The organism is Microvirga sp. P4_A5 (assembly GCF_056402495.1).
This window is the reverse complement of sequence record NZ_JBFUHH010000110.1, coordinates 1-12,997: the sequence shown is the minus strand read 5'-3', so window position 1 is coordinate 12,997 and position 12,997 is coordinate 1. Positions and strand designations below refer to the sequence as shown.

17 protein-coding genes are annotated in these 12,997 nt (G+C 63.8%); 8 read left to right on the top strand and 9 right to left on the bottom strand.

The features are described 5' to 3' along the window. The first annotated feature begins 411 nt into the window (after positions 1-411). Positions 412-624 carry a hypothetical protein gene (locus tag AC1DVM_RS20035; RefSeq protein WP_477257354.1) on the top strand — a complete coding sequence of 71 codons (213 nt, stop codon included), beginning with the start codon at positions 412-414 and terminating at the stop codon, positions 622-624. A 101-nt stretch (positions 625-725) separates the two neighbouring features. Here AC1DVM_RS20035 and AC1DVM_RS20030 read toward each other — a convergent pair whose 3' ends face one another. Continuing rightward, entirely contained in the window at positions 726-1,133 is a 408-nt protein-coding gene (locus tag AC1DVM_RS20030; RefSeq protein WP_477257352.1) for an antibiotic biosynthesis monooxygenase, read from the bottom strand. 347 nt (positions 1,134-1,480) lie between these two features. Here AC1DVM_RS20030 and AC1DVM_RS20025 point away from each other — a divergent pair, with 347 nt between their 5' ends. Together AC1DVM_RS20025 and cydB are read left to right on the top strand one after the other, a co-directional pair. Then, positions 1,481-2,920: a cytochrome ubiquinol oxidase subunit I gene (locus tag AC1DVM_RS20025; protein ID WP_477257350.1), complete on the top strand. Its 1,440-nt coding sequence runs from the start codon at positions 1,481-1,483 to the stop codon at positions 2,918-2,920. Further along, positions 2,917-3,933: a cytochrome d ubiquinol oxidase subunit II gene (gene cydB, locus AC1DVM_RS20020; RefSeq protein ID WP_477257348.1), complete on the top strand. Its 1,017-nt coding sequence runs from the start codon at positions 2,917-2,919 to the stop codon at positions 3,931-3,933. Before AC1DVM_RS20025 ends, cydB begins: the two co-directional genes overlap by 4 nt. Positions 3,934-4,047: 114 nt before the next feature. On the opposite strand, the gene AC1DVM_RS20015 is transcribed toward cydB, so the two are convergent. Next, positions 4,048-5,364: a sensor histidine kinase gene (locus AC1DVM_RS20015; RefSeq protein ID WP_477257346.1), complete on the bottom strand. Its 1,317-nt coding sequence runs from the start codon at positions 5,362-5,364 to the stop codon at positions 4,048-4,050. Positions 5,365-5,534: 170 nt separating this feature from the next. Then, complete coding sequence (locus AC1DVM_RS20010; RefSeq protein WP_477257344.1) at positions 5,535-5,693, bottom strand: DUF3309 domain-containing protein; 159 nt, start codon at positions 5,691-5,693, stop codon at positions 5,535-5,537. Positions 5,694-5,980: 287 nt separating this feature from the next. Between AC1DVM_RS20010 and AC1DVM_RS20005 the strand changes: the two genes are divergently transcribed. Then, positions 5,981-6,214 carry a NepR family anti-sigma factor gene (locus AC1DVM_RS20005; protein WP_477257343.1) on the top strand — a complete coding sequence of 78 codons (234 nt, stop codon included), beginning with the start codon at positions 5,981-5,983 and terminating at the stop codon, positions 6,212-6,214. Positions 6,215-6,619: 405 nt separating this feature from the next. Here AC1DVM_RS20005 and infA read toward each other — a convergent pair whose 3' ends face one another. Both infA and AC1DVM_RS19995 read right to left on the bottom strand, forming a co-directional pair. Continuing rightward, the gene (infA, locus tag AC1DVM_RS20000; RefSeq protein ID WP_210485076.1) at positions 6,620-6,898 is read right to left on the bottom strand and encodes a translation initiation factor IF-1; all 279 of its coding nucleotides are present in this window, start codon (positions 6,896-6,898) and stop codon (positions 6,620-6,622) included. Positions 6,899-6,995: 97 nt separating this feature from the next. Beyond that, positions 6,996-7,205 (bottom strand): cold-shock protein, encoded by a 210-nt coding sequence (locus AC1DVM_RS19995; RefSeq protein WP_477257340.1) that lies wholly within the window; start codon positions 7,203-7,205, stop codon positions 6,996-6,998. 404 nt (positions 7,206-7,609) lie between these two features. On the opposite strand from AC1DVM_RS19995, the gene AC1DVM_RS19990 reads away from it, so the two are divergent. From AC1DVM_RS19990 to AC1DVM_RS19980, 3 genes are all read left to right on the top strand, one after another. Then, positions 7,610-7,984, top strand: a complete 375-nt coding sequence (locus AC1DVM_RS19990; RefSeq protein WP_477257338.1) for a hypothetical protein — start codon at positions 7,610-7,612, stop codon at positions 7,982-7,984. A 97-nt stretch (positions 7,985-8,081) separates the two neighbouring features. After that, the gene (locus AC1DVM_RS19985) at positions 8,082-8,897 is read left to right on the top strand and encodes a nucleotidyltransferase family protein (RefSeq protein WP_477257336.1); all 816 of its coding nucleotides are present in this window, start codon (positions 8,082-8,084) and stop codon (positions 8,895-8,897) included. Beyond that, complete coding sequence (locus AC1DVM_RS19980) at positions 8,890-9,612, top strand: metallophosphoesterase family protein (RefSeq protein WP_477257335.1); 723 nt, start codon at positions 8,890-8,892, stop codon at positions 9,610-9,612. Before AC1DVM_RS19985 ends, AC1DVM_RS19980 begins: the two co-directional genes overlap by 8 nt. A gap of 12 nt (positions 9,613-9,624) precedes the next feature. Here the strand turns inward: AC1DVM_RS19980 and AC1DVM_RS19975 are convergent, their stop codons facing one another. Beyond that, positions 9,625-9,846, bottom strand: a complete 222-nt coding sequence (locus AC1DVM_RS19975) for a hypothetical protein (protein ID WP_477257333.1) — start codon at positions 9,844-9,846, stop codon at positions 9,625-9,627. Between the two features lie 144 nt (positions 9,847-9,990). Here AC1DVM_RS19975 and AC1DVM_RS19970 point away from each other — a divergent pair, with 144 nt between their 5' ends. Next, complete coding sequence (locus AC1DVM_RS19970; RefSeq protein WP_477257331.1) at positions 9,991-10,569, top strand: type 1 glutamine amidotransferase domain-containing protein; 579 nt, start codon at positions 9,991-9,993, stop codon at positions 10,567-10,569. A gap of 63 nt (positions 10,570-10,632) precedes the next feature. Here the strand turns inward: AC1DVM_RS19970 and AC1DVM_RS19965 are convergent, their stop codons facing one another. The 3 genes from AC1DVM_RS19965 to AC1DVM_RS19955 all read right to left on the bottom strand — a co-directional run. Then, positions 10,633-11,667, bottom strand: coding sequence for a Tim44 domain-containing protein (locus AC1DVM_RS19965; protein WP_477257329.1), 1,035 nt, complete (start codon positions 11,665-11,667; stop codon positions 10,633-10,635). 79 nt (positions 11,668-11,746) lie between these two features. Beyond that, entirely contained in the window at positions 11,747-12,010 is a 264-nt protein-coding gene (locus tag AC1DVM_RS19960; protein WP_477257327.1) for a DUF3072 domain-containing protein, read from the bottom strand. A gap of 250 nt (positions 12,011-12,260) precedes the next feature. Continuing rightward, on the bottom strand, positions 12,261-12,997 hold a 737-nt coding region (locus AC1DVM_RS19955), incomplete at its 5' end, for a branched-chain amino acid aminotransferase (protein WP_477257325.1).

Genomic DNA, 12,997 nt, shown 5'->3' with positions numbered 1-12,997 from the left:
GCTATCGACCGCCACCTTTGTTATCTCAACGGATAAGCAGTAAGTTTGGGAARCTCCTTTGTCATCCAAGCAACCATCTCATCACTCGTTGTCAGATGATCAGGCATCGGGATGTAAGGACTGAGCGGTTCGTAGATCGCAATCTGATCCCGTGCGCCTATGATGGGGTCGAGATTGTCGGCGCCCACTCCGGACGCGGCACGGTCGCCAACCCAAAGGACGAGCAGTCCAAGAGCCGCTATGAACCCTGCGACGGCTGCTAGCAGTCCTATTGCTATCTCCGGCATTGAGTGCTGCTCCACCGAGAAAAGCGAGCGTATCACGGAAACCGCTGAGATACTTCCGCTTCGCTGTGAAGGATAACTTTATCCCTTTCCCCCGAATATCACTCTTCCGGTGAGGAGGTTCGTCATGACGGCACATGGCTATGCTCGTTTGGCTGCGATGGTTTTTGCGCTCATCGCGGGGCTGCAATTGACGCGCGCGGTTTTCGGCTGGTCAGCGACGGTCGATATGGGATCGGGTCCGATGGCGATGCCGGTCTGGCCGAGCTGGGTCGCCTTCGCCGTCTTCGCAATCCTCGCGTGGTTGGGGTTCACCGCATCGCGCGCGCCAGTCCGCTGATTCACGCTCGGGCGGCAAGACGTGGGTGGCCGGGTCAGGCCCGGCCGAGACGATCCAGTGTCGAGAAGCGCCCGCCGAAAACACGGCAGCGCCATCCCGCCTCACGGTCCCCGAACCATCACCTCGTAATGCTGCGCCTTCTCGTCGAACCGCGACAGCACCTCCCGGGCGGCGGCGGGGACGACGGATGTTTCCCAGTCGGGGCCGGCGAATTCGCGCACGGCGTCCCAGGAGGAAAACCACATGATGGTGATGAACTCGACCTCGTGGCCGAGCGGCCGCCGCAGAAGTTCGATGCGCTCCAGGCCCTCGATCCGCCGCGCCAGGATGCCGGGAAAGATGGTCTGGCGGATCAGCTTCTCGTACGGATCCGCGTTCTCGTTGCTGGTCCAGCCGTGCCACAGCCGTGAAATCATCGCGTGCGCTCCGTCCCCGAAGGAAGGCCGCAGGATGGCGCGGAACGGCGTCGATTGCACGGCGAAAGTCGCGGTGTTCGGGAGGCGTCGCACCCCGTCATTCCGGGGCGCGACGCGAGCCCGGAACCTATGGCCGCAGCGCATCAGAAGAGCGCGGACCGGTTGCGTTTCCGTCGGATGCGCCAGCGCGTCCGGGTTCCGGGTTCCGCTCACGCGGCCCCGGAACGACGGGGGTGGGCTTGCCCTGCCCGGAATCGCCGGAGAGCCATCCGCCGCAGACCAGACCTGCTTCCGCAAGGTTGTCAGCGGGGGGTGGTTATAGGCTAGTCTGTCACGCGGCCATCGCGGACCGGTCCGGGTCCGCCTTCGACCGGGAGCACCCATCATGGACGAGCGATCCGCGCGCGCCGCCCTTCCCGTCCCGGCCGGAGGCTTGTCGGATGTTTGAGTCCTTCGATCCGATCCTGCTGGCGCGGTGGCAATTCGCCTTCACGGTTTCGTTCCACTTCATCTTCCCGTCCTTCACCATCGGGCTTGCGAGCTATCTCGCCGTGCTGGAGGGCCTGTGGCTGTGGACGAAGCGGGAGGTCTATCTCAACCTGTTCAAATACTGGCTGAAGATCTTCGCGCTCGCCTTCGGCATGGGCGTCGTGTCGGGCATCGTCATGTCGTACCAGTTCGGCACCAATTGGTCGGTGTTCTCCGACAAGGCCGGGCCGGTGATCGGGCCGCTGATGGCCTACGAGGTCCTGACGGCGTTCTTCCTGGAGGCGGGGTTCCTCGGCATCATGCTGTTCGGCATGAACCGCGTCGGCAAGACCCTGCATTTCGTCGCCACCCTGGCGGTCGCGGTCGGCACCTGCATCTCGGCGTTCTGGATCATCTCGGCCAATAGCTGGATGCAGACGCCGGTCGGCTACGCCATGAACGAGGCCGGGCAATTCATCCCCGAGGATTGGTGGACGATCATCTTCAACCCGTCCTTCCCCTATCGCCTCGTCCATGCGGTGTTCGCCGCCTATCTGACGACCGCCCTGGTGGTGGGGGGCGTCGGGGCGTGGCACCTGCTGCGGAACGGCGGCAACGAGGGCGTGCGCGTGATGTTTTCCATGGCGCTCGGACTCATCGCCGTGCTGGCGCCGATCCAGATCTTCGCCGGCGACATGCACGGCCTCAACACCCTCGAGCACCAGCCCGCCAAGGTGATGGCCATGGAGGGCCATTTCGAAAGCCATCCGAAGGGCGCGCCGCTCATCCTGTTCGGACTCCCGGACCAGCAGGCCGGCAAGGTCGATGCCGCCCTCTCCCTCCCGAAACTCTCGTCGCTGATCCTGAAGCACGATCTCAACGCACCGCTGGCCGGCCTCGATACGATCCCGCGGGCCGACTGGCCCAACGTGGCCATCGTGTTCTGGTCGTTCCGCATCATGGTGGGGCTCGGGTTCCTGATGCTGGGGCTTGGGCTCTGGAGCCTCCTCGCCCGCTACAAGAACAGTCTCTACGACTGGCGGCCCTTGCATCTCCTCGCTTTGGCGATGGGGCCGGCGGGGTTCGTGGCGACGATCGCCGGCTGGGTGACGACGGAGGTCGGCCGGCAGCCGTTCACCATTTACGGCTTGCTGAGGACGGTGGATTCCGCCTCGCCGCTGGCGGCGCCCGCGGTCGGCGCGTCGCTCCTGTCGTTCATCGTGGTCTATTTCGTCGTGTTCGGCGCCGGTACCGCCTATATCCTGGCCCTCATGAGCAGGCGGCCCCATCACGGCGAGCAGGGACCAGAGGTCGGACCGGACATGCCGGTGCGCGCGGCCGGCATCACGCCGGCCCCGGCCGTCGATCCCGCCCGCACCATCGGACATGCGGGCGCGGAGGCACGGTCATGAGCGCCCTCGTCGATTTCCTCGACCTGCCGACCCTGTGGGCCTTCATTCTGGCCTTCGCGGTCTTCGCCTATGTGGTGATGGACGGGTTCGATCTCGGCATCGGCATCCTGTTTCCGTTCTTCGAGCCGGGGCGGGAGCGCGACAGCGCCATGAACAGCGTGGCGCCCGTCTGGGACGGCAACGAGACATGGCTCGTTCTCGGCGGCGGCGGTCTGATGGCGGCCTTTCCGCTCGCCTTCGCGATCATCATGCCGGCGCTCTATGCGCCGATCGTCGCCATGCTGCTGGCGCTGGTGTTTCGCGGGGTCGCTTTCGAGTTCCGCTGGCGCGATCCCGAGCATCGGCGCTACTGGGATTTCGGCTTCACGGCCGGCTCCATCCTCGCCACCCTCGCGCAGGGCGTGACACTGGGCGCGCTGCTGCAAGGTATCACGGTGGAGGGCCGCGGCTATGGCGGCGGCTGGTGGGACTGGCTGACGCCGTTCAGCCTGCTCGTGGGTTTCAGCCTCGTCATCGGCTATGCGCTTTTGGGGGCGACTTGGCTCATCATGAAGACCGACGGCTCGGTGCAGGACCATTGCTTTCGCCTCGCCGAAAAATTCGGCATCGCGGTCATCGTCTGCATCGGGCTGGTGAGCGTCTACACCCTTTTCCTGAGCGGCGCCTATTACGAGCGCTGGTTCGCCTGGCCGCGGATCCTGTTCTCCGCGCAGGTGCCGCTCCTGGTGCTGGTGGCCTCCGTGGTGTTTCTGATCGCGCTGCGGCGGCGCTGGGAATACTGGCCGTTTCTTCTCACCCTGTTGCTCTTCGCCCTCTGCCTGATCGGGCTTGGCGTCAGCATCTTCCCGGAGATCGTGCCCGGGGCGCTGACCATTCACGAGGCGGCATCGCCCCGCGCCAGCCTGTCGTTCATGTTGGTGGGGGCGAGCATCATGATCCCGATCATCATCGGTTATACGGCCTACTCGTACTGGGTCTTTCGCGGCAAGACCGGCCACGAGGGCTATCATTGAGCGGCGCTCTGCGGCGCTGGCTCTGGTTCGTCGGCCTGTGGGCCGCCGGCGTCGCCGTGACCGGCCTCGTGGGCCTCATCATCAAGTTCTGGCTGCGATGACGCCATCGCCCTCCTAGAGCGGCACCGCGAAGGAGCAACTCAGGCCGTCCGGCTTGAAGCGCATGTCGAGCGCCCCGTCGAGTTCGTTGCAGATGCTGCGCTCGATGAGCTTGGAGCCGAATCCCCGGCGCGTGGGCTCGCTGACGGTGGGACCGTTGCGCTCGACCCAATCAACCATCAGCAGCGGCTTTCCGTCGGGCGAGGCGGCCTTGTGCCAGGCGATGTCGATGCTCCCCTCGCTGGCCGAAAGCGAGCCGTATTTCACCGCGTTGGTGGCGAGTTCGTGAAACGCCATGCCGAAGCTCAGGGCCTGCCGCGGCGTGAGGCGGACCGGCTCGCCCCTCACGCTCACCCGACGCTCGTCGATGCCGCCGAAGGGCTTGAGTTCGGCGCTGAGGATCTCCCGCATCGAGGCGCTTTCCCACAATTCCTCGGTGAGGATGTTGTGGGCCGCCGACAGGGCGAAGAGCCGGGCCTGAAACGCTTCGCGGAAAGTGGGGAGGTCGTTGCTGGCGCGGAGCGTCTGAACCGCCAGCGACTGCACCACCGACAGGGTGTTCTTGACCCGATGGTTGAGTTCGTGGACGAGAAGCGTCTGGCGCTCCTGCGCGAGCTTACGCTCCGTCACGTCCAGGCAGGCGCCGATCATCAGGTTGGGCGAGGTTCCCTTGGCGTCGCGGATCATGCGGCTTCGGGCATACATCCACCGCACCGCGCCGCCGGGAAGGACCGCGCGGAATTCATAATCGGCTACGCCGTTGACGACCGCCTCGCTGATGGTGGTGCGCACATATTGGCGATCGTCGGGATGAATGAACCGGCTGAACTCGGCTTCCGTCCGGGGGGCGTTTTCCGCATCGAGGCCAAACAGGTGGATCAGCGCGAGGTCCCATTCCACTTCCTTGGTGCGCAGGTTCCAGCGCCAGGTCCCGGTGCCGGAGGCTTCAAGCGCCGCTACCAGCCGCTCCTGGGCGATTTCCAACCGCTCGACCGCGCCACGCAGCGACGCGGCCACGAGCACCGACAGGCCGCCGCCGAAAAAATACAGGGCGAAGTCCACGACCGCCCTGCCCGTTCCGGGCGCGAATTCCCCCTGCGGGAACAGCACGAAGGAAAGCGCGCCGAGCCCGAGGGCGAAGAGACCCACCCGGCCGCCGCCGAGCACGGCCGCCATCAGGACGACCGGATAGAGCGTCACGTCGCAGAGCGTCTGGCCCAGAAGCGGGTGAAGGGACAGTCGCACCAGCACGGCTGCCGCCACCATGGCGGCGGCGATCGCATAAGCGATGCGGGAATGGGTCGGGATCAGGCGGGTCGAACGGATCAACACGGTCGTCGGCTCCCGAAGGGAATGCAACTCCATAACATCGAGTAGCGGAGCTTGCTAGTCGCGCGTGTGTCCCGCCGCACCGAGCCGGCAGAAGGGCTGGCGTCCGGCCAGACGAAAATGCCCGGCGCGAGGCCGGGCATCGTATCGAGGTTGGGATGAAGGGGATGCTGCTAGATGCGGCCGAGCAGGAGCAGGATCAGCAGGATGACGAAGATGACACCGAGCACACCGCTCGGACCGTAGCCCCAGCCGCGGCTGTGAGGCCATGCGGGGATCGCGCCCAGGAGAAGCAGGATGACGATGATGAGCAGAATTGTGCTTGTTGCCATGATGGAAGCGTCCTTGACCTTGTGTTGGCGGCGAAATCTTGGTGCCTGTTTTTAAAGACGGATCCAGCCCCACGCCTGACCCGCCCCCGGAGCTGCCCCGCCTCATGGCTTAAGCAGGCTCCGTGCAGGAAAACTTGGCCGTGAGGAATAGGTTCCATTTTGTCGCGGGGCCATTGGCGAGAAGGCCTGTTTCCCCGGGAACGAAGCCGCCGCGTCGCACGTTGGAAAACCGGTCAGGGCATGCCCTTCGGGCTGCAACAGCCTTTTTGCAGGAAGCCACATCACCCATGGACAAGGATGACGAACAGATTCCAAGACACATGAGCCACTCGCGCGACGGGGATAATACCGGATCGGGTTCGTCCTCGCCCGGGCTCTCGCGGTCGGTGCAATCCCAGCTCGGACAGCGGCTCAGGCACTTCTATGAATCGCTCGCTCTCGGAGAGACGCCGGTTCCCGACCGCTTTATCGAGCTCATCAATCGGCTCGACGAAATGACGGCCGAGAAAAAGCCCTCATGATTCTGGAGGCCTCGCGATGCGACACACGTCGACACCGGACCTCAGGGCATTCGAATTGTACTAACCAACAACGTGGACGGGGCCGACATCCAGCGCAGGCCCCCCGCTCGGGTCATGGAATATTGACCGCTTCGAGCCGGCACGAACATGCAGGCCTGGCTTCTCACCATCCTGCGCAACCTGTTTGATCAATATCGCAAGCACCGGCGCGCCAAGATGCCGGGAACGATCAAGGTCGGGTCAAACCGAGTCCGGCACCGCCCCCTGCTGGGCATTGCCGATAGGGAAACGGGCCGCGGTCGGACCATTTCACCTTACCCGTCATGGTCGCCTGAGGCGCAACCGTCCGGAAGCGGCTGGGTGGCAGACGACGCCCCCCGAGCTTGGCTTCTAGACAGGCGCGGATCAGCGGCGACGGAATTGCGGATTGCCGCGCTGCGGCGGACGGGGACCTGACGAGCCGGAATCCTTGTGGCGGAAAATCAGGCGGCCCTTTTCGAGATCGTACGGCGACATCTCGACCGTGACCCGGTCGCCCGCCAACGTCTTGATGCGGTTTTTCTTCATCTTGCCAGCCGTATAGGCGATGACCTCGTGCCCGTTATCCAGTTGCACGCGGTAGCGCGCGTCGGGCAGAATTTCGGTCACCAGACCTTCGAACGTGATGAGTTCTTCCTTTGCCATGCAAAGCCTTCCGTCTCAAAAACAAAAAAGCCGCTCCTCAGCGGAACGGCTGATATGCAAGAGGGCGCGATAGCACGCCCTCCAGCACGAAAAAAGCCTACGCGTTCTGCAGGTTCACTGCGGAAGCGCGGCCGGTGCGCTGGTCGGTCTGAAGCTCGTACGAAATCTTCTGACCCTCACGGAGGCCGCGCATACCAGCGCGTTCAAGCGCCGTTGCGTGGACGAAGATGTCCTTGTCGCCGTTGTCGGGCTGGATGAAACCATAACCCTTGGTTTCATTGTACCACTTCACGGTTCCCGTTTCCATTGGGAAATCCTTTCACTGTCGTCTGCACGTAGGTGGAAGCCCTATACCGAACCACCCATTCGTCGATATTGGTAGAGAGAAGGAACGTGCGCCCGGCAGTGCCAAAGCGAAGTAGCCCAGTCGTCCGGCCAAATGTCGATCGCTTTTCGATAGTGTATAGTCCCAAAAAATGCAAGGCGTCCGCCCTTGCTAGCCTTGGGCTGGACCTGCGAAACCTGACAGGCCGCCTGCGAGCTTCTGCCGATGCCGTGGACCTGCTTGGATCATCCGGCAGGCAGGGGCGTTCTTCTGCACCTTTTTCGGCCATGTCCCAACGGAATAGCGGCCTTTTTTGACGATGCCCCCTTGCCTTTGCAAGGCCGGCCTGCAACCCCATATCTGCCCCGAACAACATGGGACGAATAATGGCAGGCATTTCCGTCACCCTCGACGGCGACAATATCCAGCTCTCCTTCGAAAAAGGCGGCCAATCCACTGCCGTCGTCATGGACCCCCATGCCGCGCGTTCGCTCGTCAAGGCGCTCGATCAGCTTCTCGTCGCGATCGGGGAAAGCGGCGGCGAAACCGAGGAGGGTTTCGAGGAGATGGTCGATGTCACCTCGCCGACCATCGACGTCGGCACCGATGAAAGCGGCCTCTCGGTGATCGCCCTCGAAGCGGGCAATCTCGGACCGTTCATGCTGCGCCTGCGCGACGAGGAAGCGCGCCACATCGCCAACTCCCTGCTGGAGATTCTCAACAGCCCGCCCGACGCCCGCTTCTCGCTGGGCGGCCATTGATCGGACCGCCTCGCGCCGGTAGGCGCGGACGGAACTTCAATACCTTGATCCGGTTGTCGAACGCGGGTCGCATCCGGCCTCGCGATGGGACAGCGCGATGACCGTTCACAAGCCCGACTTCACACCTTTGGCGCATCCGGGCGTGCCGATCCTCGACGCCAAGGCCGAGCCGACGCTTAAATATCCGGAATCCGAGGCGTTCTACGCCGAGGCTCTGCGGGAACTCAATCAGCTCGGCCTGCCCTATCTGCTCGCCGGAACGTATGCTCTGTCCGCCTATACGGGCATTACCCGCCCCACCAAGGACCTCGACATCTTCTGCAAGGCCGGCGACTACACGCGGGTCCTGTCGCATTTCAAAAACCTCGGCTATGCGATCGAGATCGAGGACGACCGCTGGCTCGGCAAGGTCTTCAAGGGCAAGTACTTCTTCGACGTCATTTTCGCGTCCTCCAACGGCACGATGCCGATCGGCGATCTCTGGTTCGAGAATGCGCGCCAGATCGAGGTGTTCGGTTCGGCCGTCCGCATCGTCGGCCCGACCGAACTCATCTGGTCGAAATGCTTCATCCAGCTTCGTCATCGCTATGACGGCGCGGATGTGGCGCACACCATCCTGAAGGCGCATCACCTCGTCGATTGGCACCAGCTTCTCGCCTACATGGAAGTGCATTGGGAGGTGCTGCTCATGCATCTGCTCAACTTCCGCTGGATCTATCCGACCGAACGCGACAACGTCCCGCGCTGGGTCATGGACGAGTTGCTCGACCGGTTGTCCAAGCAGCTCGACCTGCCTCCGCCGCAGATGAAAGTCTGCCGCGGTCGCATGTTCTCGCGGATCGATTACGAGATCGACGTGAAGGAATGGGGCTTCGCCGATGTGGGAGGCGAAGGCGAGTGGCGGAATGACTGACGCCTTCACGCCTTTGCGCGTCGCCGCCATGGGGGACCTGYATATCCGCGAGGACAATTTCGAATCCTATCGCGAGCTTTTCGGCGAGATTTCGCGCGAAGCGGACGTGCTCGTGCTCACCGGCGATCTCACAGATCTCGGCCGCGCGCGTGAGGCGGAGCTGCTGGCGCAGGATCTCAAGGCCTGCTCGATTCCCGTCGTGGGCGTTCTCGGCAACCATGATTACGAGAGCGGCGAGCAGGAGGAGGTCAAGCGCATCCTGCGCGACGCCGGCATGAACGTGCTGGACGGTCAATCCTGCGAGATCGGCGGCGTCGGGTTCGTCGGCGTCAAGGGTTTCGCGGGGGGATTCGGGCGCAGGATGCTGGGTTCGTTCGGCGAGTCCGCCATCAAGCAATTCGTCACCGAGATCATGAACGAGACCCTGCGCCTCGAAAATGCCATGCGGCAGGTCCGCGCGCAGCGCTCCCTGGTCATTCTCCACTACGCTCCGATCGTCGAGACGATCGAGAGCGAGCCGCTCGAGATTTATCCGTTCCTGGGCTCGTCCCGCCTCGCCGAGACCATCGATCGCTTCAAGGTGACGGCGGTGGTGCACGGCCATGCGCATCGCGGGCGCTATGAGGGCCGCACCCCGGGCGGGCAACGCGTCTACAATGTCGCCCGCCACATCGAGAAGCCGACGGGAAAGCCCTACGCCATTCTCGAAATATGACGCCTCGGAATCCTACAGGCGAATGCCCGGATCGGTGGGGTTGCCGGGCAGGTAATCGGGCTCGGAACCGGGGCCCTTGGGATCGGTGATGCCGGGATCGTTTACCGGATAGGGCGTGCGCGGCCCCGACGGTCCGATATCCGGCTGCTCGTCGGGTGGCGGGATCGGCGGCACATCGGTCGGAATGTTTCCGCCCGGTGCGGGCTCGTTCGTCGGATTGCCGGGATTGACCATTCAGTGTCCTCGCTTGTTTGAACGCATGCCGACACCAACCGAAGGCACGCCGGGCCGTTCCACAAAAATGCCCGAACATCAGCGCGGAACCGCTGGGTCGAGAGGTCGTTCACCGCCCATCACCCCAGATACGGAGAGCGTCTCATGCCCGACATCAAGCAGGCCAGAATCCTCATCATGGCGACCGACGGTTTCGAGCAATCGGAGCTTCTCGTGCCGCAGGAAAAACTCACCGACGCCGGCGCGACCGTCGATGTGGCGGCGCCGAAATCCCGGATGAAATCCGGCAAGATCTACGGCTGGAGCGAGAACGACTGGGGCAAGACCGTCTCAGTCGACAAGGATCTCGAAGACGTCAATCCGGCGGATTACGACGCGCTCGTTCTGCCGGGCGGCCAGATCAATCCTGACAAGCTGCGCGTCGAGCCGAAAGCGCTCGAAATCGTTCGCGCGTTCTACTCTGCCGGAAAGACCGTCGCGGCCATCTGTCATGCCCCGTGGCTGCTGATCGAAGCCGGCGTGATCAAGGGCCGGAAATGCACATCGTATCACTCGATCAAGACCGACGTGATCAATGCCGGTGGCGAATGGCGCGACGAGAGCGTGGTAACGGACAAAGGACTTATCACGAGCCGCAATCCCGGCGATCTGGATGCGTTCTCGGCGAAGATCATCGAGGAGATTCAGGAGGGCGTGCACGCGGGACGGCAGGCCGCCGAATGATCTGAGCGACCTACAAAAAAACGGCCGGTGTCGAACCGGCCGTCTTTCGTTTCGGATCGTTGATCAGGCCTGTTGGATCGCCGACAGAACCCAGGGACCGCCGCGATCGCGCCGGAAGGTCCATACTTCCCGCGCTTCGACGGGTCGCACCGGATCGCCATCGATCACACGGCCGGTAGTCTTGTCGGTGGTGACGTCCTTGAGGCTGTAGCGCATCGCCACGGTCGCAAAGTCGGTGTCGCCTTCGCGCCAGGCTTCCGCCAGATCGCCCTGTTCGAGCTTCACGTCGGAGACGCTGTTGACCTCGCCGCGAGTGGCGAAATCATTGAGCTCCTCCTGAATGTAGCCTGCCATCTCGGGCGTCGACATGTTCCAGATCTTCTCGATGTCGGAGCGCGAATAGGCGTCCTGCATCTCCACGAGGGCGCGCTCGAAATCGCCGAAATCCTTTTCGCCGATGCCGACCTCGTCACGGACGCCCGGTCGAGCCGTTGCCGCAGGACGCGAGGCACCGCCGAGCGCCGCTCCGAGACCGCCGAGGCCGCCTGCGAGCCCGCCCAGGCCCTGGCCCCTCATACCGGCCTGGCCCGTGGGAGGCACGGAGCCGCCCTGCATCGAGCGCGGATGACCGCCCTGGCTGCGCGCATAGGCGGGCTGTTGCTGACGACCGCGAAACCACCGCATGGCGAACGTCACCAGGAGAACCACGAGGCCGATCTGAAGCAGCAGGCCGAACACCGAGGCGAGCCCGGCAAGGCCGCCGAAGAAGCCATTGCCCATGAGCATGCCGAGCAGGCCCGCGCCAAAGAGGCCGGCCATCAGGCCGGTGCCGAGGCCGAAGCGGCGCGGTTGCGCGGCCGCGGGGGCGGTCGCGGCCGGCCGGTTGATCCCCTGGTTGGGGACCTGCGAGCGCTGGATGGGCGAAGCAGCGCCGGGGGCGGTGCTGGTGCTAGGGGGCGCGGACCACGTGCGGGAGCCGCGCGAGCCGAAGCTCCCCCGACCGCCCATACGGGCCTCGGCCGCCGAACCGGCGAAAATCAGCACCGCCGCCAGTGCGATCATCGCGCGGCCGCGGCGGGAGGTTTTCGTCTTCATCATGGTGGTTTGGGTCCCTTGAGGCAAAGTACGTCAGGGATGATATGGGAAGCCCAGGGCAAGAGCAAAAGATGCCCGCGGCCTAATCCCGCCCGGTTTTGCCACGCAGTTGATCGATCCGCTTCGACGCCTCCGCCTTGTCGAGTTCGGGGTCGTAGACATCCGGCTCCCGCGCCTCTTCGGACAGCGTCTTGAGATACGACGCCTGCGCTCCTGTCATGGGTTCATGCCCCGAAACCCACTCGTCGGGGTCTTTGATCTGGTTGGAGATAGCGGGTTCGAGCTTCGGATTCGCGGCCGCATTCGACTCGTTGGAGCGAGCGTTGGATTTGGGCGTAGTAACCATGCAAATTCTCCTGCGTTCGTTGTTTGTTCCGAAAAAAACGCCGGTCGCTCACCCTTGTTCCATAAGCGTTAATTCCAACGAAGCGGCGGCAATCCCCACAATTCACAGGGGGCCGGACGCCAATGCGCAAAAGTGCGAGGTTCTTAGTCTGTTCCTAGGAGAAAAGGGGTGTCGATCCCCTCGAAACGGCAACGCCGCGACCCCTTTTGGAGGCCGCGGCGCGCTTGTCCACCAAGGGCTTGGCGGAGAATCAGGCGGCCTTCGCCTTGGGCCTGACCTCGGCCGTATAATCGTCCATGAGGATTTTGGTCATGTTGCCGGGAACGTATTTGTGCGGACCGACCTCCGAGACCGGGGTCACCTCGGCGGCGGTCCCGGTGATGAAGCATTCGCTGAAGCTGCCGAGCTCGTCCGGCATGATCCGGCGTTCCTCGACCTCGAAGCCGCGGCGCTTCGCCAGCTCGATCACGGTCTGGCGCGTGATACCGTCGAGGAAGCAATCGGCGATCGGCGTGTGGACGACCCCGTCGCGGATGAAGAACACGTTGGCGCCCGTGCATTCCGCCACCCGGCCCTGCCAGTCGAACATCAGCGCGTCGGCATATCCCTTACGCTCGGCCCGATGCTTGGAGATCGTGCAGATCATGTAGAGGCCGGCGGCCTTCGCGGTCGAGGGCGCCGTCGCGGGGTCGGGGCGGCGATAATCCGCGATATCGAGGCGAATGCCCTTCATCTTCTGGGCCGGGTCGAAATAGCTCGGCCATTCCCAGCTCGCGATCGCGAGATGGATCGTATTGTGCTGGGCCGACACGCCCATCATCTCGGAGCCGCGCCAGGCAACCGGGCGGAGATAAGCATCGGTCTGGCCGTTCTTTTCCAGCACCGCGAGCTTCGCGGCATCGATTTCAGCCGCCGTGAACGGGATCTCGAAATCCAGGATCTGGCCCGATTTCCGCAGGCGCTCGGAATGCTCGCGGGATTTGAAGA